We start from the raw sequence: 20,710 nt of genomic DNA, 5'->3' as shown, positions 1-20,710 counted from the left end.
AGTGTAAATATCATAAAATTAGATTCCAAACTGACTTTTTATTCCACTAATAAACGATTCATCAGCCAATTGCTGACGAAGACCGATCATCATCTCTGCGTCCTGCCCTGCCGTGTACCTCAATTGGTCCTTCCCATCAGTTGCCGCTTCATAAATAACTTCTGCAATCACGCGGGGTTCCGAAGCATTTTGAAATAAGTCCTGCATCGCCCCCATCACTTTTCCAATTAATGGTTGGTATGCGGTAAGCGTTTCATCATTGCTAAAATCTAGCGAACGTCCGGTAAAGTCGGTATCAATTGCGCCGGGTTCTACGATTTTTATTTTCCCGCCAAACTGCTCAACCTCATATGTAAGAGATTCGGAAATCCCCTCCACTGCAAACTTTGTCCCATGATACAATGCACCCAAAGGAAAAGCCATTTTGCCACCAATAGAGGATATGTTGATGATGGTGCCTCCTTCATTTATCCTGAAGTGTGGAAGTACAGCCCTGGTGACATCCAAGAGTCCAATCACGTTGGTATTGAACTGGCGAATGATGTGATCTCGGGAAAAAGATTCCAACGGACCATACGCTCCATATCCGGCATTGTTCAGGAGCGCATCAATCTTTCCAAATCTGTCTAAGCCTTCGGCAACTGCCGTATTGATCGTTTTGAGGTCCAGCACATCAAGTTTTGTGACCAGGACATTTTCCAATGCCTTCAACTCTGTGTCCTGTTCTGGTTTCCGCATAGTGGCAATGACGTTCCATCCCCTGGAATGAAATAATTTTGCAGTCTCTTTTCCTAATCCACTGCTTGCTCCTGTAATTAATATGGTCTTTTTCATATGTTCTTTAAATATGACCCAAATGTCGTTACTGAAGTTTGGCCAGAGATAAGACGAATTCCGGAGACCTGTATACTTATTACGGTATTTATTCCGAAGCCCGGTTCATCAAAATTTGGTAGTCGCTATTATTATAAGAGTTTCCTTATTTTTGTATACACCACTCATGGCCATACTGGTAAGGTCTGCGGCGCATGAATCAGTGATTTGAGGGATGAATAAATCGGAAATACCACGTTTTGAATTAGAAAGATTTGCAGAGGAGCACTTTAAGGTTCCATTTCTAAATGTTGAACACTATCCTATAGGTGGAAGTTATTTCATTGTAAAAAACCGTGATCAACATCCGGTAAATGATTATATCTCTGCCAACCGCCGGCAGTTTTTTAAGATTTTTCACATTACTGCCGGCACTGGAATTTTGACGGTTGGCCTCCATCAGTACCCGCTCAGTCCGGGAGATATTGCATTTCTGCATCCCGATGAAATTATGTCCTGGCAAACTACTTCCGACGAAACCGGAGGCCATTTCTGTTTGATTCATCCTGCTTATTTTGATCACGCAGAACATCTGCTGCAATTGTTCAGGCAATATCCGTATTTCAATCCTGCCAAAGCAGTAATACAACTACCCCCGGAAAAATCATTGATCATCGACCAATATTTTAAATCAATCATGGATGAAGCGGGCAGTCTCCATGATGATAAAAAGCAAGCGATCTTATTACATCTGCAGATGATTCTCCTCGAAAGCCAGCGGGCCGGGAAAACCCTCGCTGATGTTGCTGTTCCTGACAGTTATCGTTACATCTATGGTTTTTTAAATCTACTGGAATCCACATTTCAGATCAATGATCCGCAAAGCATCGTGAAGATTAAAACCGCAGCGGAATTTGCTGCACATCTCAATGTACACCCCAATTACCTGAATTCGCTGGTAAAAAATCAAACTGGCAAAACGTTAAGGGCGCATATTCAGGAAAGATTACTTTATGAGGCAAAGACCCTGCTCATCCAAACAGATTGGGACATCAGGACCATCAGTTACGTTCTCGGATTTGCTGAGCATGGCTCCTTCAGCTCTTTCTTCAATAAAAAAGAAAACATCCCCCCTTCTCAGTTCCGCGAAAATGCAGGTATGGCTTAAATATTTGAAACTCCTAAGTATCCCTGCGGTTTAAATAAGCAGCAAACGCCATCCACTGCGTTCCTTTGTTCCATATAATTTTGAACATATGGAAAATCAACAAAAGACATGGTTTATTACTGGCGCCTCACAAGGAATGGGACTGATCCTGACCCAACAGTTACTTGCTCAGGGTTACAATGTAGCAGCAACAGCAAGAAATCTGGTCACGTTGCAAAATGCAGTTGGAAGTTCATCCTCACAATTCCTCCCACTGCAAGTGGACATCTCAAATGAGGAAAGTGTTAAATCTGCAGTAGACGCTGCAATAGCAAAATTTAACCGCATTGATGTTTTAGTTAACAATGCGGGTTTCGGACTGATTGGTGGCATTGAAGAGTCATCCGCGACAGAAGTACAGTATAGTTTTGATGTTAATGTATTTGGTCTTCTCCATGTGACCAGACAAGTGCTACCATATATGCGTGAAGCTCAGTCGGGCCAGATTTTCAACCTTTCTTCTGTATTCGGACTGATTGCCGGTGCCGGATGGGGAATTTATTGTGCCACTAAATTCGCCGTAGAAGGTTTATCTGAAGCCCTGGCTCAAGAGGTAAACCCATTCGGTATAAATGTCACGATCATTGAACCTGGTTACGTGCGTACCAATTTCTTAAAAAGCAGCTCCATTGCGGTGCCAGCAAATCCAATTTCAGCATACACCGCTATTGCGGAAGAAAAACGCAAACACCTGGAAGATGTACCTGGCAATCAAATTGGTGATCCTGCAAAGATAGCAGCAGTGATGATCGAATTGTCAAAGTCACAAGATCCGCCGTTGCGTTTATTATTAGGTTCCGATGCACTTCAGTTTGCGGATTACAAAATACAAATGCTGCAAACAGGTATTGAAGCCAACAGAGCGCTTTCGCTGTCGACTGATTTCAAATAATTTATTCATTTAATAGAAACCACCGTTATTCATCATGCCTCTGATCTATTTGAACTGTTGAAGGAAGGTTTATTACTTAGAGGAACGAGTAGAGCTGGTACTGGTTCCTCTAATTTTTCAATGTTTTATATTGGATTAGGCTCAATTGAAAGATTGCCTAAATTCAAGAGGAGAAAGATTGGCCTTTGTTTGAACATTTTACTGAACGACTGACTGTGCTCGAACCCCAGTTCGTACGCGACTTCGCTTACGGAAAGGTTTGTTGTAGACAGTTTTTCTTTTGCGCACCCTTGGAACAACTTTTTCCGTAACCACTTGTTATAACAATAATTAATACGAGTTGAATACTAAGCTGCCCAATCATGAGTAAAGTCATCGGTATCATTGCAGGAAGCCTGCGCAAAGAATCATTTTCAAAAAAATTAGCTATAGCAGTTCGGGGCATGGCTCCAGAAGGTTTTGACTTCAGGATCATTTCCATTGCAGACCTGCCAATTTACAATCAGGACTTCGATGATAATAATGAAGTACCTGAGGCCTACACCGTTTTCAGAAATGAGGCAAATGCGTTAAACGGAATAGTTTTTATTACTCCTGAATATAATCGATCCGTTCCTGGCGTATTAAAAAACGTCATTGATGTAGGTTCCCGTCCGTATGGAAAAAGTGTCTGGGATGGTAAACCAGCGGCAATATTCAGCAACTCACCGGGAAATATTGCCGCTTTCGGTGCAAACCATCATTTAAGACAAAGTCTTGTTTTCCTGAATATGCCCATCATGCAGCAGCCGGAAGTCTATCTTCCAAACGTGTCGGACTTGTTTGACGACAGCGGTGACATAAAAGATGGAAGCACTAAGGATTTTCTGAAAAAGGCGATTGATGCATACATCGCGTTTTTCCAAAAAAACTCGAAGTAATGAACATACACAGGCCTTAAGAAACATTTGTCACAATGTTGAGGTATTATCCTTTAATCATAAACAAGACTTGCAATATTTGAGGGAAGTTCACATTTTAGCGTCCTTAACTGTGTCATATGCCTAAAACTAGTGTCTCTCACTATCATTTGTTCGAAAACGCTCCTTTACCTGCTGCAATACTCAATACGGAAAAGCTTAAACTCGAAATGGTCAATGAACACATGTTGGCAATGTGGGACAGATCTCCCGGTATCATTAACTCGCCACTATTGGAATTTCTTCCAGAATTGGTGGGACAACGGTATCCTTTGTATTTGGAAGACGTGATCCGTACAGGAAAGCCAATTCAGGAACAGGCAGCAAAGGTATTGCTGACCCGTTCAGGAAGGCAAGAAAGTGTTTTCATGGACTATAGTTACACGCCTCTATTTGGTGCAAATGGTAAACCAAATGCACTTTTAATTATGGCGACCGATGTATGTGAGCGTGAGATCAACAGGCTAATGGTTCAACAGTCCAGACGTGACTTACGAACGCTCGTAATGTCTGCTCCAATTCCCATGTGCATTTATACAGGTAAAGAATTTAAGGTTGAAGCTGTAAATGAACACATGCTGAACATTTGGCAGGGAAACTACAGCAAACCTACTCAAATCCTAAACCACGTTATGACGCACGGCAGACCTTACAAAACCACTATCGGGCATATCCAATATGCGTTTACTCCTCTAGGAGGCGATGGTGATAAGATAAATGGAGTATGTGTGATTGCCAGTCACACATAGACCGGTAAGTCAAGAAGGTAAAATTTATCCTCTGTTTAAAATGTAAGACCAGCATAGTCCTTAAAATCTTCGGTTTCCGCGTAGTCTTTGAAACTTTGGAGATCAGCTCGGATCATTCGTTCAAAAGCACCATTGAATAAAGAAGTGATCCCCCTGCCTACGCTTCCAGCAGGTGGAAAATAATCAATTTCGATGTGCAACTCTGTACTTGTCCCGTTCAGGGATTCCCGGAATTCAACCTTTCCGGCATTATCAATCATAGAATCCGCCAAAGATTGCCAGCCGATATATTCGTCTGTTTCTTCGCGGGTAATCTGAGCTGTCCAGGTCAAGTCAATTAAGCCGCCAGGCGTGTTTGCTGTCCACGTGGAAATTTCTGTATCCAGCTGTTCTACACTTTTCAAATGGGTCATAAATTTTGGGAGGTTAGAAAGATCACGCCAGAATGCATAGACTTTATCTTTTGGAGCATTTACAGTAATTTCTTCTGTGATGTTAATGGCCTGTGGATCTGTAGTATCGATATCCAGCTTTTTATAAACCGGGCATACGCCTGTAGCGCCACGATACAATAATAGTCCTGCGGCGGCGGCACCTTGCAAGCCCATAACAGGGTGTTTACCGATGTTTTTCAAGCTTTTATATAAAAGCCATCCGCCCGCGAGAGCAGATACAATCCGTTCGCCCTGGTCAATATTTTCTTTTCCTGTCGGGCTGAAATTCAGTTCCTTCAGGCTGTCGATGATTTGGTTGCTCAATTCGTTTTTCATGGAGATAGATTGATATGTTGTGTAGTACAGAACAAAAGCCCGGCGGCTAAGTTTTCAAAATATGTAAACTGATATCAGTTAGGTTGTTTAACAACCATCTATTTATTGATAAACAAAATAAACTATGAAAAATCCGGAAATGAATCAAAAGAAGATTAAGCGGCCATCATGGCGGGGTTTGCCAGTTCAATCAGGATTTCCTCACCCGTATAAATAGCAACGGGATTTTCCGATCGGTATAATATCTCTAACAGTTGTTTGTCATTCAGTCGTTTAACACAAGCCATGCAAAATCTTACTATGCGGTTTTAGAATGGCGATTTTTGTTGACGTCGCCGGGATGGACCAGCGCTAAAGTTAACAAACCAAGAATATAGGCTTTTGTTTTCAACAACTAAAAAGAATCTACGATTAGCCTAAGCGGGATCAACACTGGGATCACAATAGCAGCTTAAGTTTCAAATCGGAAAAGTGCATCTCAAAAGGTTCAATCATTTACTTTTCATGCTGTTGAAATGAGTTTAGATGACTCTTTTTATAATCTGATGGCGAAAATGAGGTTTTACTTTTAAACAACTTATTAAATGACTGCGGGTGTTCAAAGCCTAGGTGATAAGCAATTTCAGCTACAGTCATTTCATCTTTTGCCAGGTAGGTTTTTGCTTTTTCGATCAATTTTTCGTGAATCAATTGCTGGGTATTCAAACCGACAAGATTTCGTAACAAGTCGCTCAGGTAACGTGGGGTTACATTCAATTGTGCCGCAACAGCATTAACCGAAGGTAATCCTCTGATCAATGACCTGTCGTTGTTGAAATCATCTTCCAATTGTTGTTCCAGCCGGGCAAGCAGGTCATTGTTTACGGCTTTTCGTGTAATGAATTGACGCTCATAAAAGCGATTGGCATAATTGAGCAGCAACTCAATTTGCGAAATGATCACATCCTGACTAAACTTATCAATCCGCTCATTCAGCTCATCCTGAATAAAGCGATATATACTAAGAATGGTCGATTTCTCCTTTTCAGAAAGATATAAGGCTTCTGCAGCAGAGTAGCTAAAGAAACCGTATTGTTTGATGGCATAGTTCAACGGATAAGACCTGAGCAAATCGGGATGAACATGGAGTGTCATCCCACTATAGTCAGCTTCTTCATCCTGCATTCTCAACAGCTGTCCTGGTGCAATGAACGACATCCCTCCTTCTTCAAAATCGTAAAATCCCTGGCCATATTTCAATTTCCCTGAAAAACTAGTTTTGAAAGAGATCTTGTAGAAGTTCAGGATAATGCCCTGTTCAAAATCTTTAGGGTCAAAATGTGCATCTCCATAATTTATAATGCTGATGAGCGGATGTAATGGGGCTTGCTGCCCCATTGCTTTATGCAGCTGAGATAAGGAATTGAATACGACCGGCTGTTTTTTCATGGTATACAAATCTAATTTATTAGAAGCAATTCCTGTTGGCACCACTAACAGTTAAACAGGAATTACCTGAAAAGCTAAAAAATGAACTGGGAGCGGATTTTTGTAAACTGTCGTTCTGGTGTTAACTCCAGTCGTTCTTTGTATAAGGCAATGGCATCATTACCTGCGATGTACCTCAGCTGATCTTTACCATCTGTCGCTGCGTCATAGATGACCCTGGCTACCTCTTCCGCTTTTGTGTAATTAGCGATCTGATCTGCACTGTACCCCTCACTGACCTTAGTTGCCAATTGCCCATAAGCTTCATGCATGCTTCCCTGCATAGACCTCCCGGCGAAATCAGTCTGCATACCACCAGGCGCTACGACTTTCACGCGGATACCAAACTGGGCCAATTCATAAGCAAGGCCTTCGGAAAAGCCATCGACAGCAAACTTGGTCGCGTTGTAAACCGAGCAGGTCGGATATCCTAACAGCCCAAAGGTGGAAGTGATGTTGATGAAGGTACCTTTGTTCATTTTCCGAAAGTAAGGGATAAATGCCCTTGTAGTGTCAACCATACCAAAGAGGTTGGTTTGAACCTGTGTTTGAATCTGCTCATCGCTAAACGCTTCCAGCGGACCAATAAGACCATAGCCGGCATTATTCAGGACTACGTCTACGGAATAGTCTTCCAAAATATTAGCCACAGTTTTTTTGATTTGAGCGCGATCAGTGACATCCAGAGGCAATACCGTTACAAGAGGAAGACTTTTCAATTCATCTTCTTCTTGTGGTCTGCGCATCGTAGCAATTACATGCCAACCATTTGCCTGAAATAACTTAGCTGTTGCTTTCCCTAAGCCAGATGAGGCTCCAGTTATAAAAATTGTCTTTTGCATATTTTCTTGTTTTAATCGTACCATGCAAAAGTCAGTACTACACCATTGGCCGGATTAATCGAAAAGGTAAAATCCCTAGCCTAAATGACGATTTTAATCCATCAAAGTATGTTTTAAAATGATGGCAAAACTCATTAGCGAAGCGGGCGGTACTCATTTGGAGTGTTGCCAACACGTTTTTTAAATGCCTGATGAAGTGCTGGGTATATTTGAAGCCGAGTTCATAAGCGATCTGATTAATGGTTTTCTCCCCATCATATATCTTATTCTTGGCAACTTCTATCAACTTATCCTGGATGTGATCCTGAGCAGTTTTTCCGGTTTCCTTTTTAATTAAATCCGTAGCATGAATAGGGCATTGAAGTTCGAATCTGATGATTCAAACGGGACGCAGGAAGCGATAAATATCGGGGTTAAGGTGACGACCTATTCAACTGGTAATGTAAACCAGAAGGTGCTGCCTTGTCCTAAAACACTCTCCACGCCTATTTCGCCTCCGTGTTTAGTGATGATCTCTTTACAGATGTAAAGTCCCAGCCCAAGTCCGTTGTACGACTTTTCAGAATGACTGGCCCTGTAGTACCGGTCGAACAGGTTCGGCAAGACTTCCCCATCGATCCCTGGACCTGAATCGCTTACCAAAACCTTTGCAACATTATCTTTTGATGAGATTTTCAACCGAATTTGGTAGGATTCGGGCGCATATTTAACGGCATTGTTGACAAAGTTAACGATCACCTGATCGATGCGGTGTTCATCTGCATGGACAAGCAGCTCCTTTTCGCCTTCGAGCATCAGCTCATATTTCCCTTCCAATCTGACATGGTTGCAACACATACTCATCAAATCATGAAGATTGAAAGTGCTTTTCTCTAAATTCAGCTGGTCACGATTGAGTTTGCTCATGTTCAATAGCTCATCAACCATATATCCCAGCTTATTCATGCTTTTTGCCGACTGTTCGATCAACCTGATGTGCATCTCGGAATATGGCTTGTTTTTCATTCTTTCCAGTAATTGCAAGGAGGCCTTTAGCGAAGTGATCGGTGTCTTAAGTTCGTGACTGGCAATGCTGAGAAAATCATCCTTGCGCTGTTCAAAAAGTTTAGCCTCGGTAATGTCCATGGTCATGCCAACCATACGGTCAGCTTTGCCATTTTCATCATATCTTGGACGTCCATGCGCCTGGATCCAATGCACTGAACCATCGCGCCAGCGAATAGGATATTCCGTTTTATAAACGCCATTGGTCATCATCGCCTCCCTGACCAATCCTCTTACCCTTTCATGATGCTCAGGGAACATAGATGCAAACAAGTCAGCATAAGTGAATTCTTCATCGGGCTCATATCCGTAGTTGCGTTTAAATTGTGCCGTGCTGTCCATCTTTCCGGTGGAAATAGTCACCTCGGTAGAGCCCAGCTTACTTGCATCGAGTGCGATTTCCAACCTGGTGTTGACCTCAGAAAGATCATAAATGAGCTTCTCCAACTGATCCTTTGTACTAAGCAGTTCCTCATTTGTCGTCTGATATTCCTCATTTAATACAGCAAGACTTTCGTTGGACGCCTGGTATTCCTCGTTAATTGTCATGAGCTCCTCAGTAAGCCTCTGCTCAGCCATAGACTTTTCTTCCGCGATTTTCCAGGCCTTCATGCGCTGCGAAACCTCGAAAGCCGTATGAAGGATATATTTGGTACAACCATCATCTCCAAGTATTGCTTTATACTCAAAGTCAAAGTAAAAAGACTGCAGCTGACCATCCACCTCCAGCTTCGCTTCTTTATCCCTGGCAAAGTAGGTCTCGCCTGATCGCCAAACCTGTTGGAGTATACCGAAGAAAGGCTGGTCGATAAGCGCAGGAATGGCTTCGCGAAAGGATTTGCCGATCACACTTCTATCCTTACCCCACAACGATAACATTGCAGCGTTGGCAGTAAGTATAACGACATCCTCACCAGCATACACAGCGGTTGCATTTGGTGATTGGAAAAGTACCTGGAGCAATTCTTCTGCCTGGATAAAGTTTGGTGAATTCATAACTAAAATGGAGAATAACCTCAAATATAAGCTATAATCTATTAGAATCCATGCTCATAGTATGGATGGCAGGTCAAAAGTTAAGAGCAAAAAAGAATGTGCTGTTATCTAATTTATCAAACCTGTTCAGACAACTGGTGATATTATCAATTGATTAACATGCACTTAATTTATGCGTCTCGTTGTGCTATACCCTTACGGGTAAACTTTCTCATTAACTGTGTTTAATGATACCCTACCGGATACAATCATCAGGTGCCTGTCCTTCATTACCACCTTTTATTTTAGCTTTGCATAGCAGACAAGAAAATTACGATGATCAGAAAATCTCCCATAGAAAAAATAATTGCCCCGGTTAGCAGATTCATCCATTTAGAATATACCAGTGGCATTGTACTTCTTATCAGTGTGATCATTGCCATCATCTGGGCAAACTCTGCCTGGCATGAATTTTACCATCACATCTGGGAGATTGACTTTACTGTAGGCTTTGACACGTATGTGCTCAAACATCCGCTGCACGTCTGGATCAATGACGGGCTTATGGCCATTTTCTTTTTCGTCATTGGGCTGGAGCTCAAAAGAGAATTCATGGATGGCGAGTTGTCTTCTTTTAGAAAAGCGCTGTTACCAATGAGCGCAGCACTTGGAGGTATGCTTGTACCTGCACTTCTATATTTTGCCATCAATAGAGGTACTGATGCGGGCCACGGATGGGGAATCCCTATGGCTACCGATATTGCTTTTGCACTGGCCTTATTGTCTATGGCCGGAAAACATGTACCCACTTCTGTAAAGGTATTTTTATCGGCACTTGCTGTAACAGACGATTTAGGAGCTGTACTGGTCATTGCTTTTTTCTATACTTCAGGAGTAGATTTTAACGCCCTGGGGATCGCAGGCATATTTTTGCTGATCCTGATTGGTGGCAATTTGCTTGGCATCCGAAGCAGCCTTTTTTATCTCATTATCGGTATTGGCGTTTGGATTGGCTTTTTACTGTCTGGTGTACATGCAACTATTGCAGGTGTCCTGGTCGCATTCACCATCCCTGCAGTGACAAAAATAGACGAGGTTATTTATTCAACTAACCTCAGGAAACTGACGGATGAGTTTGAACAGGAAATCCCCAGCAACAGCACACTCACCACCCCTCAACAACACCAGACCATCCAACATGTAAAAAATCTGAGTCAGGCAGCGGAAACGCCATTGCAGAAGATCGAGCATGCCTTACACCCATGGGTGGCCTTTGGCATCATGCCTTTGTTCGCGCTGGCAAATTCCGGAATAGTAATCGGGGCAGATTTTCTTACCTCAGTAATCAACCCTGTTTCCATTGGAGTAACCATAGGCCTTGTGGTTGGGAAATTCATAGGCATCCTGTTTTTCACCTGGCTCATGGTCAGAACCGGCCTTGGCGCTTTACCCGAAGGCGCCAACTGGAGGCACATTACAGGGGTTGCACTGTTGGGAGGAATAGGCTTCACCATGTCGCTGTTCATCAGCGGACTGGCCTTCAAGAACCCCGAATTTGTAGATCAGGCAAAGTATGGAATCCTGATTGCCTCAGTATTGGCAGGAATCGTGGGAAGCCTTGTGCTCAGGAAAAAAGCGTAGCCTGTCGGTAAACGCGCTACTTCCTATATAAAGGGCACCGCTTCAGCAGATATTCCAGTGGGCTGCTATAAGAACCATCTGTATTAGACAGGAAGGCCTTATGACTCTGATTGTAAATGCTCGCATTGTTGTCCATATAGATATGCAAACTTACCGACACGTCGTAGCGTTGCACCGCATTGCTGGAACTGTTTCCATAAGTAGAGATTCCTTTTACGTCTTTATCGCCGTCACGTTTTACCTTTGCGTTGGAAGTCTCAGTTGTCGAGCTGGTTTGATAACCTTTGTTTTGCGTGACCGCCCCATCTATGACGTACTCAACACCAAGAACATCACAGATCTCCTTCATGGTGAAGTTCATCATTTTATCCTTAGTGACCCCGGCTTTGCCCAACAGCGCATTGGTGGTACGCGGATCCAATATGGTGTATCCTGCTGAATTTTTAGACAGGAAACCATAGGTATCTTCCTGCGCCTTAAAGCCGACTGCATCAGCCCCGGGCTGGTTGTCCATAAGATAGGTAAAGGGCAAAACGGCAATCTTGTTGTGATGGTCTGCCGGCGATGCAGACATAGTCACCGCATCATTCTGGCGTTGCTGAGCGGGCGCTCCCGCCGGACTGATCAGTTCAATTCTTCCACTGGCATGAACAATCCTTAGGATCTCAGACTTTTTAAATACATATTCGGCAGTTTCACCAGTGTAAACAAAAGTAACATCGGTGTCGGTGACCTTTACCACTTTACCCTTCATTTCTTCGCCGTTTGTCTTCTGGAGGATGTCTTCTTTAACAGCATTTCCAGATTGCGCATAGAGGCCGACAGAGAGGAAGACCAGGAACAGAAGTGTACAGATTTTTTTCATAGGAGATGATTTTAAACCTAAGATAAAGATTTACAAGAGAATACAAAAGGTAAACATTTCTTTAATAACTATAAATATATCAATACTTTTATAGTATCTGCTCCCCCAAAAGCAACTCTTATGATTGAAAGACTACTACGTCAATGCTTATGTCTCGTACTTTGTTGTTTAACGTCCCTTTCCATTCAGGCACAGCAAGCTCCTGTCAGAAAGGATAGCACGACGACAGACAGCATCGCACAAAGCTTTGTTGCAAAAATGCAGGCTAAAGCTAAAATATTTGCAAAGGAAAGTGCGGCTGATTTTGCGGCAGATAAAGCAGCAATGGCACAAAACAGAACGTTTGAAGAGCTTAAAAAAGCCATGCAGAAAGCGAAGAGCTACCTGCGCACAAGCATAGATACCAACCGCATAGAAAGTGGAATCAAGTTGATTGAAAAGGATTTTGTCATTGCCGGTGATGGTGTACTGACCAACAGGGGTTCCGCCCAGACCTTCAGGAACCTGACTGCGACATCAAAGATCACTGCAGAGCTGCTCAGCAAAGCGCTCGAAAGAAAGGTAATGCTCGACCAGCGTCAGCAGCAACTTCACACCTTCCGTTATCAACTGGACTCCCTCCTGAGCGTCCCTGCGTTATTCCAGTTCCCTGCAGATTCAGTCTCGCTGATCAAATACATACAGCAGATCGGTGTGATGAATTACGACGTTCATCCAGTAGATAGTATGCTGAAGCAGACCAGTATAAAGACGCAGACCCTGCTCAACCAGACAAACATGCTGGTCTTTAAACTGCAGACAGCCCTTGAAGAAATTGCAGTCTATCAAAAAGACCTTGCCAGCAACAGCTTTAAAAGAGAGTTTGAATACCTATGGAATCCGGCCGTCAGCTATCGCCCCTTTGGCGAGATCCTCGGACAAGCCTGGGCGAAAGCCTGGCTCACATTGGCCTTTTACCTGGAAAACAATGTGGGTAAGCTACTGATCCTCGCATTAATTGTCTTTTCCTCATTTCTTTACCTACGCTCGCTGAAAAACATCTACAAGGAAAATGAGCTCCTTGTTAAAGATTTTGAGGGGCAGCTGGTACTGCGCTACCCTATATTCTCCAGCATACTGCTGAGCGTTAACATTTTTCAATTCATCTTCCTATCACCGCCGTTTATCCTCAATGTACTTTTCTGGACGATCTCCTGTATCTGCCTGAGCATGTTGTTCCGAAAGTTCATCAGCAAATACTGGATGCGGGTATGGCTGCTGATGGTATGCCTTTTCCTGGTCACCGCTTTCGACAACCTCATACTTCAGGCCTCCAGAACAGAACGATGGATGATGCTCCCCCTTGCATTGGCGGGAATGCTGAGTGGGATCATGATTTTATGGAGAGGCAATAGAGCGGAGTTGAGAGAAAAGATGATCCTTATCTCCATAGCTTTCATGACAGTACTCGAATTTGGCTCCATAATCGCAAATGGTCTCGGCAGGTACAACATGGCCAAGACACTCCTGATCAGCGGTTACCTGAATGTTGTCGTTGCCATACTTTTCCTCTGGACCATCCGCCTCATCAATGAAGGTCTGCTGCTGGCATTCAGTGTTTATACGAGGCAGGACAAAAAACTTTTCTACCTGAATTTTGATAAAGTAGGAAAAAAAGTACCCGCTCCATTTTACATATTGCTCGTCGTTGGATGGGTCATTCTATTTGGACGTAACTTTGCCGGTTTTGAGTACCTCTCCGGGCCCTTTCGCAACTTCTTTGAATCGGAGCGTACATTGGGCAGTTATACCTTTAGCATCAACAGCCTGGTGTTGTTCTTTGTCATTATGGGGGTTGCGGTCATCGTCTCCAAAGTAGTTTCATTTTTTGCTTCTGATGGCCATCTGGTGCACAATAAAGATGAGAAAAATACCAGACAAGGCATTGGCAGCTGGCTACTACTTGTAAGGATTACCATTCTGAGCATTGGCTTATTCCTGGCCATTGCGGCGGCAGGCATACCGATCGACAAAATCACCATTGTATTGGGTGCCTTAGGAGTGGGTATCGGCTTTGGTCTGCAAACCATGGTGAACCACCTGGTAAGCGGACTGATCATCGCCTTTGAAAAACCGGTGAATGTAGGTGACATTGTAGATGTAGACGGGCAGGCAGGAACGATGAAGTCTATCGGTTTTCGCAGCAGTGTGATCACCACCTGGGATGGCGCAGATGTAGTGATGCCAAATGGCGATCTGTTAAATTCACATCTGGTCAACTGGTCGCTGGGCGGCAATAGGAAACGTGTATCGATCTCCATTGGAATCGATTATGATGCAGATCTGGAAATGGTCAAAAAACTACTGCTGGATATCCTAAATGAAGAACCGAGAATTCTAAAAAAGTCTCCTCCATTTGTACAGTATGAACAGTTTGGTACGAGCACGATAGACATCAGGCTTTTCTTCTGGGCGAAAGATTTCAGAGAAGCGAATGCCGTTAAGAGCGACCTTATCATCTCCATTACCGCGACGTTCCGCAAAGAAGGCATCAAAATTCCTTTTCCACAGCACGATATACACATTCAAGGCCCGGGCTTAACCGATGAAAAAAAGCCTTAAAAAGCAAAGAGCTCAGGTAACCAGCCCGAGCTCTTCTTTTTTCAACTAAACCTAAACGTATAAATACTAACCAAATATTTATGCAGCAAAAGTAAGACACCATCATTATTTCAATGTTAAGTGATCATAAAATGTAAAATTTACATTTTGTATCTTTAAAAGATTAGTCCGCGATACTTCTATGATTTATACCCGAATACTTCCCCTCAGTCTGTTTATATTTTTCTTTAGTTTCAGCTGTATTGCACAGCAGACGCAAGGCACATCCAGCTCGGACAGCTCCGCCATAAATGAGGCTTTACTGTTGAAGGATGAACAGCAAAAAAGAATAGACTCGCTGGTTAAAGTGCAGCTGAAAAGAGAGTTGACCACTGTTTCCGGAAACGCCAAACGTACGGAAGAACTGGAGGCACAGTTACGCGGAATTGCAGCGGCAGACTCCCTCAGAAATATTGCGCAGTTAAAAAAACTGAATGCCCTGAAAAAGACGACTATTGGATATCCTGCAAAGCTCAACCTGGACACCCTGTTTTTCATCTTTACCAGAACAGGGTCTTTCAATGCTCAGGAACGCGCCAATGCCATCTCGGCCAAGGTGGAAAAATTATACAAAGATCCCTTTTTTAAACCTGACTCCCTGGTAATTGCCGAGAATGAAGGTAATTTTGACATCATCTACAACAATGCTGATGTGATCATCAGCGTAGGCAGTCTTGACGGGCTCTGGTTTGGAAAGAGCAATGCCCAGCTGGCCAAAGAATACCTGGGCATCATCAACAAAAGCATTGCAAAAGAACGTGAATCGCATAGCCTGACCAGTCTGCTGAAACGCCTGGGACTCGTTGCCTTGATTTTCATATTGCTCATTATTGTCGTATCTGTCGTCAATAAGCTCTTCCGGCGGATTGCTCAATTCATCTCTGCCAACAAAGAAAGTTACCTGAGGGGCATGAAATTGAAAAAGGTCAAAATCATTACCGCAGATCACCTGGAATCTGCGCTACTCCGATTAACTACCATCGTAAAAATACTGTTCATCATCCTGATCATCTACCTCTCCCTTCCGTTGCTTTTCAGTCTTTTTCCTGAAACCGAAGCCTGGACGGGTACGCTATTGAGCTGGATTTTAGGCCCGCTAAGATCAGCGGCCAAGGCCGTGGTCGACTACCTTCCGGATTTCTTTAAGGTCGTGGTGATTTACTTTATATTCAGATATCTCCTAAAAGGCGTCAGGTACCTGTTCTATGAAATCAAAAGAGGCAACATCCAGCTGAGGGGCTTCCATGCGGACTGGGCGATCCCCACCTTCAACATCCTGAGGTTCATCCTCTATGCCTTCATGCTGGTACTGATCTTCCCTTTTTTACCAGGTTCCAGTTCCCCAGCGTTTCAGGGAGTGTCGGTGTTTCTGGGAATCCTGATCTCGCTGGGCTCTTCCAGTGCGATTACCAACATCGTAGCGGGATTGGTGATTACCTATATGAGGCCTTTCCGCGTTGGCGACAGGGTCAAGATCGGTGATGTGGTAGGCGACGTTATTGAAAAAACCATGCTGGTCACCCGCATAAAGACCATCAAAAATGAAGACATCACCGTACCTAATTCGATGATCCTGTCCAGCTCTACGATCAACTACTCCAGTCATACCAAAAATGAGCGTCAGGGTCTGATTGTGCATTATACCGTTACTGTTGGGTACGATGTTGCCTGGCAGCAAGTGTATCAGCTCCTCATCGAAGCCGCCTTAAAAACAACCCATGTGTTATCTGAACCTCAACCTTTCGTATTACAGATTAGTCTGGATGATTACTATATTTCTTATCAAATCAACGCCTATACTAACGAAGCCAATAAACAGGCGCTGATCTACAGCAACCTGCTGGAAAACATCCAGGACGTGTTTAAACAAGCCAACATTGAAATCATGTCGCCAAGTTACCATGTAGTCAGGGATGGAGGAAAAGAGCAGCGTTAAAGTGGAATTGTAAAATAAAAAGTGGAGCCTTTCCCCAGCTCACTTTCCGCCCAAATTTTACCCCCATGGCGCTGAATGATCTCTGCGCTCAGGTACAGGCCAATGCCAAAGCCACTGATGTTTCCTTCTGTCACATAGCGGGAGCGAAAATAACGGTCAAACAACTTATTGATCTCCTCCTGCGCAATACCCATTCCTTCATCTTTGACACTCACCTGCACATACCCGCCAATGTATTCACATTTCACCCATATTGAACTCCCTGCCACAGCATATTTTACTGCATTACTCATCAGGTTGTTGATCACCTGGCCAATCTTATTTCTGTCCGCAACAATCACCATTGGAAGTACCGGCGCATAAATAATGTGGTGGCTGCTGAACATGGTCTTAGATTCCTCTTCAGATTCTTTCAACAGTCCGGCCATGTCAAAGGGTTTACGTTCAATGAATATTTTACCAGATTCAAGTCTGGAAACGTTAAGAAAGCCATCGATCATCGTCGTCATTTTTTTAATCTGGCTGACGGACTTTTCAAGGATTCCGGTTACAAAGGCGTTATCCTGCGCCCTGGCGTTTCTTTCCAGAATCTGCAGATAGGCCTGTACAGAGGTAATTGGTGTCTTGAGCTCATGGCTCACCATGGCAATAAAATCATTTTTGCGATGCTCATCCTGCTTCTGCACAGTCACATCCATAACCACTGCATAAATATCGGAAAAATTACCTTCATCGTCTGGACGAACCTTTCCCACAACCCTCATCCACCGCCGCTCTCCCGTCTCCAGATGGCGAATGGCATAGGTGCTTTCTATTGGATGACCGAAGTTACGCGCATTTTCCATCACGAGGATAACGTCGTCGACAAACTCGGGTTCTACGGCGCTGATCACCATCTCCCAGCTAAGCTCCCCGGACAGCGGAAGCCCGAAAAGACTACGGTAACGAGCTGACAGTTCCGCTTTTCCAGTTTTCAGGTTCAGGCTGCAACTACCAAGTTCTCCGGCATTAAAGGCCGACTGCAGGTTTTCCTCACTATCGCGCAACCTGGTATTGACCTCCTCCATGTGCTGATTGGCCGTCATCAGTGCTTTATTGATATATTCAATTTCCAGCAGTCGTTGTTTCTCCTCTGTAAAATCCACACTGGAGCAAATGTATCCTTCAAAGGACTCATCTGCATTAAACCGGGGAGATCCCCGGTGTCTTAACCAGCGATACTGGCCTTCAGCATCCAACAACCTCAATTCAGTAGCAAAGGGCTTACGTTTCTCGAGCGAGTGGATGTATATGCCATTTGCCTTTTCGTAGTCTTCCGGATGAATCAGCTCCTCCCAACCTGATTCCTGCATGTTTGCCAGTGATTTCCCCGTGAACTGCAGCCAATCGCCATTCATATAGTCCAAATTCCCCTTCAGGTCAATCGTGGAAATCATTATCCCACAGCCTTCGGCCATGGTGCGGAACCTGGTCTCGCTTTCCTGAATGGCCAGGTTGAACTTAATCTGTGGTGTCACATCAATAGCAATTCCAAGGACTCCGGTAACTACCGTTCCATCATAAAGAGGACGGTAGAGCACGTCGTAATAACCAGCCTCCAGCTGCCCGTCTTTTTCCAGAAACACCTCCTCTGCCCTAAGCTCCAAAGGCACCCCCGTCCGGTAAACGCCGTAAAGTACATCTACAATAGGCTGCCCCTTGATTTCGGGCACCCCTACCACTAAGGGCTTTCCGATGATATCAGCAGTTTTCCCCAGAAACTTCAGCATCGATTCATTGACAATCTCAAAAGTCATCTCCTCACTCCTAAATACCTGCATTGCAACGGGACTTTGTTCAATCAGATCGCGATACTTACGTTCACTGATCTCCAGCTCCTGCGTTCTGATTTTAACATTATTTTCCAAACTGATATTCAGTTCTTTCAAATCGTGATGAACCTGGTCAAGTTCCAGGTTCAGGGAGTTTACTTCAAATTTGTATTCACGCTCAGCACTTCTGCTTTCATCCAGTGCTCTTCTGGTCAGCACCTGATCAGTTACATTTGTGGCAAGCTGAATGATGTACTGTATATCACCATCTTCATCGAGTATCGGAGTATGACTGGGATCCCAGTAGCGCTGAATAAACTTACCTGGACAACTGAGGTCGGGAACATCATAGCGCTGGATCTTCATTACATGTTTTTTCTTTGTCCTGATGACTTCCTGAAGCGAAGCATTAATATTCCTGACACCATCCGCATCGGGTAATTCCGGATTATTCGGAAAGGCATCAAAAATATGCCGGCCCACAATCAGCTCCCTGGTGTTTTCTGTCGCTTCGAGATAGAGATCGCTCGCAGTGAGGATATAGAGATCCGGTGTGAGCACGAGAAACATACTTGGTGCCGATTCCAGTGCTTTTAGTGTATCCACAGAGGGCCCTTTTTTCATCATTTGGTTTAAATTTACTGGATAACATCTGCCACTGGTAGCCTTACAAGACTTGCTAGCCAGAATCAGCTCACTAACATGCTAAAATACGTCTTGGTTTTAAAATTACCAGATTAAATACAGGTCTCAATCAATTTCATAACGTACTTTCCTAAAACAACTTTTTCCAGGGCATAGTTGTTGTTTACAATATGACATGAAAGGCGCAGCAGTACAGTTAGCAAAATGGGTAGCTTTGAAACATCAGCATCAGCTCATCAAAAAGACAAACGAACCCTACTTTAACCACCTTCTTGCGGTGGCCCGGATGTCTGCTCCTTTCGAAGAATATGGTTACGAGATCGGCCTTTGCCATGACCTGCTTGAGGATACCAATACCGGTAGTGCGGAGCTGTTAGATCAGTTGCTCAGCTTTGGCTATTCTGGTCAGGAAGCGAGGCTGATTACAACAAGCGTAGTGGAGCTCACTGACGTATATACTCCCTCAAATTATCCTGAGCTGCGTAAAAAAGAGCGAAAGGCAAGAGAGTCGGCGCGTCTTGCAGCAATCAGCGCTTCCGCCCAGACCGTAAAATATGCAGACCTCATTTACAATCTCCATTGGATGTTAAAGCACGATCGTAAACATGTAAAAAAATACCTTAAAAAAAAGCGATTGTTATTGAATAGCCTGAATAAAGGGAATGAGCAACTCAGAAAGAAAGCTTATGATGATATTGAACTCGGATTTGACACCATTAAATAAGCAAAAGATCTTTCCAGCGTCATCATTTAATTCCCAATCCAAAGAAATCTTGTACATTCGATACAAATGCGCCATATATTTGGGCCAGCTAGCGGTAATTAATCAACATGGGGAGAACAATTCATAAACTGATCAACGAGACTGAGCTCTTTGCAAGTCTTGCCGGTGGTGATGAAAAAGCGTTTGACGTCATTTATCGCCATTTTAGCAAGCGGCTATTTCCTTACGTTCAAAAACTGGTCAAAACGCCCGAACTTACAGAAGAGCTCATTCAGGATATTTTCGTGCAGTTATGGATCAACAGGAGCACCTTTGTTAATGTACAGCACCCTACCTCCTATCTCTTCAGCATCGCAAACAGGCAAGCTTTAAAGTACCTCAAGAAAGTAGCCAACGACGCCAGGATACTCAAAAGCATCACCGACCATGCCGAAACATCCAGCAACGACACGGAGGAACAAATCATCCTGCGCGAAAGCAAGGAAGCGATCGACCTGGCTGTTGCGCAATTACCCGATCAACGCAGGCTCATCTGGGAGCTGAGAAGAAACGAAGGTCTAAGCCATCAGCAGATTGCAGAGCGGTTGAACATATCTAAGAATACCGTTAAAAACCAGATGGTACATGCACTGAAACACGTGCGTAATTTTCTCGACAAACGCTCCGGACTACTGACCGGATTAATAATTATACTACTGGACAGCAGACGTTTATAACTTTTTTAATTTTA

At 43.8% G+C, this 20,710-nt stretch carries 17 protein-coding genes and 1 pseudogene; 9 read left to right on the top strand and 9 right to left on the bottom strand.

The features are described from left to right. Positions 1-18: 18 nt before the first annotated feature. A complete protein-coding gene (locus tag PBAL39_RS06225; protein ID WP_008239461.1) occupies positions 19-834 on the bottom strand; it encodes an SDR family oxidoreductase in 816 nt (271 codons plus the stop codon). A gap of 214 nt (positions 835-1,048) precedes the next feature. Here PBAL39_RS06225 and PBAL39_RS06220 point away from each other — a divergent pair, with 214 nt between their 5' ends. Then, a complete protein-coding gene (locus PBAL39_RS06220) occupies positions 1,049-1,981 on the top strand; it encodes an AraC family transcriptional regulator (RefSeq protein ID WP_008239459.1) in 933 nt (310 codons plus the stop codon). An 88-nt stretch (positions 1,982-2,069) separates the two neighbouring features. After that, a complete protein-coding gene (locus PBAL39_RS06215) occupies positions 2,070-2,912 on the top strand; it encodes an oxidoreductase (protein WP_008239456.1) in 843 nt (280 codons plus the stop codon). Between the two features lie 141 nt (positions 2,913-3,053). On the opposite strand, the pseudogene PBAL39_RS25270 reads toward PBAL39_RS06215, so the two are convergent. Further along, positions 3,054-3,196: pseudogene (locus tag PBAL39_RS25270) on the bottom strand (helix-turn-helix domain-containing protein); the annotation flags it as partial. A 78-nt stretch (positions 3,197-3,274) separates the two neighbouring features. Between PBAL39_RS25270 and PBAL39_RS06210 the strand changes: the two are divergent. Next, positions 3,275-3,832 carry an NADPH-dependent FMN reductase gene (locus PBAL39_RS06210; RefSeq protein WP_008239454.1) on the top strand — a complete coding sequence of 186 codons (558 nt, stop codon included), beginning with the start codon at positions 3,275-3,277 and terminating at the stop codon, positions 3,830-3,832. Between the two features lie 149 nt (positions 3,833-3,981). Further along, positions 3,982-4,620 carry a PAS domain-containing protein gene (locus PBAL39_RS06205; protein ID WP_157273916.1) on the top strand — a complete coding sequence of 213 codons (639 nt, stop codon included), beginning with the start codon at positions 3,982-3,984 and terminating at the stop codon, positions 4,618-4,620. A 35-nt stretch (positions 4,621-4,655) separates the two neighbouring features. Here the strand turns inward: PBAL39_RS06205 and PBAL39_RS06200 are convergent, their stop codons facing one another. The 5 genes from PBAL39_RS06200 to PBAL39_RS06185 form a co-directional block, all read right to left on the bottom strand. Continuing rightward, entirely contained in the window at positions 4,656-5,390 is a 735-nt protein-coding gene (locus PBAL39_RS06200) for an SRPBCC family protein (RefSeq protein WP_008239450.1), read from the bottom strand. Positions 5,391-5,885: 495 nt separating this feature from the next. Then, the gene (locus PBAL39_RS06195; protein ID WP_008239446.1) at positions 5,886-6,818 is read right to left on the bottom strand and encodes an AraC family transcriptional regulator; all 933 of its coding nucleotides are present in this window, start codon (positions 6,816-6,818) and stop codon (positions 5,886-5,888) included. Between the two features lie 74 nt (positions 6,819-6,892). Further along, a complete protein-coding gene (locus tag PBAL39_RS06190) occupies positions 6,893-7,699 on the bottom strand; it encodes an SDR family oxidoreductase (protein WP_008239444.1) in 807 nt (268 codons plus the stop codon). A 37-nt stretch (positions 7,700-7,736) separates the two neighbouring features. Next, positions 7,737-7,985: a hypothetical protein gene (locus PBAL39_RS25905; protein ID WP_369750717.1), complete on the bottom strand. Its 249-nt coding sequence runs from the start codon at positions 7,983-7,985 to the stop codon at positions 7,737-7,739. Between the two features lie 140 nt (positions 7,986-8,125). Continuing rightward, positions 8,126-9,739 (bottom strand): ATP-binding protein, encoded by a 1,614-nt coding sequence (locus PBAL39_RS06185; protein ID WP_008239439.1) that lies wholly within the window; start codon positions 9,737-9,739, stop codon positions 8,126-8,128. 315 nt (positions 9,740-10,054) lie between these two features. On the opposite strand from PBAL39_RS06185, the gene nhaA reads away from it, so the two are divergent. Beyond that, the gene (gene nhaA, locus PBAL39_RS06180; RefSeq protein ID WP_008239437.1) at positions 10,055-11,359 is read left to right on the top strand and encodes a Na+/H+ antiporter NhaA; all 1,305 of its coding nucleotides are present in this window, start codon (positions 10,055-10,057) and stop codon (positions 11,357-11,359) included. A gap of 16 nt (positions 11,360-11,375) precedes the next feature. Here nhaA and PBAL39_RS06175 read toward each other — a convergent pair whose 3' ends face one another. After that, complete coding sequence (locus PBAL39_RS06175) at positions 11,376-12,224, bottom strand: hypothetical protein (RefSeq protein ID WP_008239435.1); 849 nt, start codon at positions 12,222-12,224, stop codon at positions 11,376-11,378. Positions 12,225-12,344: 120 nt separating this feature from the next. Here PBAL39_RS06175 and PBAL39_RS06170 point away from each other — a divergent pair, with 120 nt between their 5' ends. Beyond that, a complete protein-coding gene (locus PBAL39_RS06170) occupies positions 12,345-14,825 on the top strand; it encodes a mechanosensitive ion channel family protein (RefSeq protein WP_083801712.1) in 2,481 nt (826 codons plus the stop codon). Positions 14,826-15,006: 181 nt separating this feature from the next. Beyond that, positions 15,007-16,800: a mechanosensitive ion channel family protein gene (locus PBAL39_RS06165; RefSeq protein ID WP_008239431.1), complete on the top strand. Its 1,794-nt coding sequence runs from the start codon at positions 15,007-15,009 to the stop codon at positions 16,798-16,800. On the opposite strand, the gene PBAL39_RS06160 is transcribed toward PBAL39_RS06165, so the two are convergent. After that, on the bottom strand, positions 16,797-19,238 hold the full coding sequence (locus PBAL39_RS06160; protein WP_008239429.1) for a PAS domain S-box protein: 2,442 nt from the start codon (positions 19,236-19,238) through the stop codon (positions 16,797-16,799). The genes PBAL39_RS06165 and PBAL39_RS06160 overlap by 4 nt on opposite strands. A gap of 193 nt (positions 19,239-19,431) precedes the next feature. On the opposite strand from PBAL39_RS06160, the gene PBAL39_RS24555 reads away from it, so the two are divergent. Both PBAL39_RS24555 and PBAL39_RS06150 read left to right on the top strand, forming a co-directional pair. Beyond that, positions 19,432-19,980 (top strand): hypothetical protein, encoded by a 549-nt coding sequence (locus tag PBAL39_RS24555; protein WP_008239427.1) that lies wholly within the window; start codon positions 19,432-19,434, stop codon positions 19,978-19,980. 107 nt (positions 19,981-20,087) lie between these two features. Continuing rightward, positions 20,088-20,696, top strand: coding sequence for an RNA polymerase sigma factor (locus PBAL39_RS06150; protein WP_008239424.1), 609 nt, complete (start codon positions 20,088-20,090; stop codon positions 20,694-20,696). The last annotated feature ends 14 nt before the right edge of the window (positions 20,697-20,710 follow it).

Origin of the sequence: Pedobacter sp. BAL39 (assembly GCF_000170795.1) — a bacterium.
Classification (GTDB): domain Bacteria; phylum Bacteroidota; class Bacteroidia; order Sphingobacteriales; family Sphingobacteriaceae; genus Pedobacter.
The sequence above is the reverse complement of the archived record's forward strand: the minus strand, read 5'-3'. Positions and strand labels throughout refer to the sequence as shown.